At 63.3% G+C, this 2,949-nt stretch carries 3 protein-coding genes; all 3 read right to left on the reverse strand.

Annotated elements, in window-relative coordinates; all coding sequences use genetic code 11:
- A partial coding sequence (locus tag ACRXB1_RS33805) for a zinc-ribbon domain-containing protein (RefSeq protein WP_449494507.1) occupies positions 1–126 on the reverse strand: 126 nt, incomplete at its 3' end.
- Positions 127–627: 501 nt separating this feature from the next.
- Positions 628–2,211 (reverse strand): aldehyde dehydrogenase (NADP(+)), encoded by a 1,584-nt coding sequence (locus tag ACRXB1_RS33810; RefSeq protein WP_449494505.1) that lies wholly within the window; start codon positions 2,209–2,211, stop codon positions 628–630.
- Positions 2,212–2,278: 67 nt separating this feature from the next.
- Positions 2,279–2,949 (reverse strand): dihydrodipicolinate synthase family protein (locus ACRXB1_RS33815; protein WP_449494506.1); only part of this gene is annotated, 671 nt, incomplete at its 5' end.

Consider the following 2,949-nt stretch of genomic DNA (forward strand, 5'->3'; position numbering starts at 1 on the left):
TCCCGCGAGCGAACCGCCGTGATCGGCGCCGCAATGCGGACACGTGTCGGCGTCACCGGGGATGGCGTTGCCGCAACGCATGCACGTCACGGTTTCGGCAGACGATGGAAACAAAAGACGGGCCATGCGAAAAACCTCCCGGGACACAAGGGCTGTCCATACCACTTGCGCGTCCGGTTAATTCAGACGAATCGATGCTCGTATGAGGAATTGCTTCGGACTCCCTAGGCCGGACATGCTTGACGGGAGCGGAACCAATATGTGACATCTGCGCGACGCAGTCAACACATGGTCCGCCGCGCCACGGGCCTGTTTTTGATGTCCAGATGAAGCAGGTAATCGCCTGCACTGGCTTTGTCGGCCAACGTGCCTCGCGGCATGTAAAAGCGACCTGTGGTTTCGTCGGCCACGAGCTAGGTTCTGTCCGAATACACCGCTAGAAGAAGGCCCATTGCGTTGCTTGAACCGCAATCGTGCGGCGTAAAAGTGATTAATTTTTTTGCGCGTTTACGCGAATGCGGCGATTGGCCGGGGCAGCCAATGTGCATTCAATAGGAGGGATTGTTTTGGTATGAAGCGATAGCGAGGCGGCCGTCAGACTGCCGCCTCGAAACAAGACAGGGAGTTTTACTTGCCCAACTGCAGCTTGCCATCCATACGACGATTCAGCCCAAGCGGATTGTCCGTCTTGAGTGCCTCGGGCAGCAGCGCGTCAGGCAGATCCTGATAGCTCACCGGACGCAGGAAACGATCGATGGCGAGGCTTCCGACCGACGTCGAACGTCCGTCAGCGGTGGAGGGGAACGGGCCGCCGTGGACCATTGCGTGGCCCACTTCAACGCCTGTGCCGAAACCGTTCACAAGGATACGTCCCGTACGGCGTTCGAGTGCCGGCAGCACCTTGCGGGCCTCGGCGTAATCGGCTTCATCGATATGCAGCGCCGCTGTCAACTGACCTTCCATCTCTTCGATCAGATCGAGCATCGTGCCGAGATCCGGGCAACGCACGATCAGCGAAGCCGCGCCGAAGATCTCTTCCTGCAACTCTGCGTTGGCGCGGAACGCCTCGGCGGTCGTCGAGAACAACGCGGCCTGACCTTGCGTCCCGCCCTTGGCTTCGGCGCCGCGTGCGAGCGTCTTGACGTCGCTGTGTTCGGCCGTCTTGCTGAGCGCCGATACATACGCCTTGTGGATGCCCGGCGTCAGCATGGTTGCAGCCGGGATGTCGCTCAATGCGGCCGACGTCGCTGCAATGAAGGCGTCGAGGTCGGGGCCGTCGACTGCGAGCACCAGTCCCGGGTTCGTGCAGAACTGGCCCGCACCCAATGCCAGCGAACTGGCGAACGCCTTGCCGATCGCCGCACCGCGATTCTTCAGCGCGTTCGGGAACAGCAGGACCGGGTTGATGCTGCTCATTTCCGCGTAGACGGGGATCGGTTCACGACGCGCAGCCGCGAGCTTCATCAGCGCCGTGCCGCCTCCGCGCGAACCCGTGAATCCCACCGCCTTGATGCGCCGATCCGATACCAGGCCCTGACCGACGTCGCGGCCGCTATCGAAGAGGAGCGAGAACGTGCCTTCCGGCAAGCCGCAATCCGCGACCGCTTTTTGCACGGCTGCGCCGACCAGCGCCGACGTACCCGGATGCGCCGAATGCGCCTTGGCGATCACCGGGCAACCTGCGGCGAACGCAGAGGCGGTGTCACCACCCGCCACCGAAAACGCCAGCGGAAAATTGCTCGCACCGAACACGGCGACCGGGCCGAGCGGCACATAACGCAGACGCAGATCGACGCGCGGCAGCGGCTGACGCTGCGGCTGCGCCGGATCGATACGCACGCCGAGGAAATCCCCTTCGCGCACGACTGCTGCGAACATGCGCAACTGGCCGACGGTCCGGCCGCGCTCGCCTTCGATGCGTCCACGCGGCAGACCGCTTTCGGCGACACACCGCTCGATCAGCACATCGCCGATATCGAGAATGTTCTGCGCGATCGTTTCGAGAAACCTGGCGCGCGTTTCAAGCGACAGCTCGCGATACACATCCGATGCCGCCCACGCGAGCGCGCATGCCTGCTCGAGTTGCGCAAGCGTTGCGCCGCCGAAGGCCGGGGCGAGCTGCTCGCCGGTGGCTGCATCGACGCCCTTGATCGAGCCGTTGGTGCCGGGAACACTCTGTTTGCCGATCAGCAGATTGCTGGAGATTTCCATGATGGTTCGAATCCTTGGATGGTGTCAGGTGTAGTGAAGCGAATAGGGATGCGTTACTTGGGTTGCGCTACTTGCCCCAGCTCAGCACGAGCGGGTCGAGGCGGCGCGCCACTTTCAGCAAGCCTTCGCGCGTGGCGGGGTGCATCGGCGCGAAGGGGTGACGGGTCGTGTCCGAACGGATCACGCCGCCTTCCATCATCAGCGCCTTGCATGCCGCGAGGCCGCACTGGCGGTTTTCATAGTTGATCAGCGGCAGCCAGTGTTCGTAAAGATCGGCGGCGCGTTCCGTGTCGCCGGCGGTGTAGGCATCGACGATCTTGCGGATGCCGTCCGGATAACCGCCGCCAGTCATGGCGCCGGTCGCACCTGCATCGAAATCCGGAATCAACGTGATCGCTTCCTCGCCGTCCCACGGACCGACTACAGCGTCGCCGCCGAGTTCGATCAGTTCGCGCAGCTTCGACGCTGCCTGCGCCGTCTCTATCTTGAAGTACGACACGTTCGCCACTTCCTTCGCGAGCTTGGCGAGAAACGGCGCGGACAGCGGCGTGCCCGCGACCGGCGCGTCCTGGATCATGATCGGGATATCGATGGCGTCCGAGACCCGGGCAAAGAACTCATAGACGCCGCGTTCGCCCACGCGGATGGTCGCGCCGTGATACGGCGGCATGACCATGACCATCGCGCCGCCCGCAGCCGAGCCGCGCAGGACGCGGGCGCCGCGATGGTCATGGTCAA

This window comes from Caballeronia sp. M23-90 (assembly GCF_053574605.1).

Coding starts and splice junctions, on each gene's coding strand:
- ACRXB1_RS33810 (WP_449494505.1), bottom strand. CDS start 2,211: ATGGAAATCTCCAGCAATCTGCTGATCGGCAAACAGAGTGTTCCCGGC.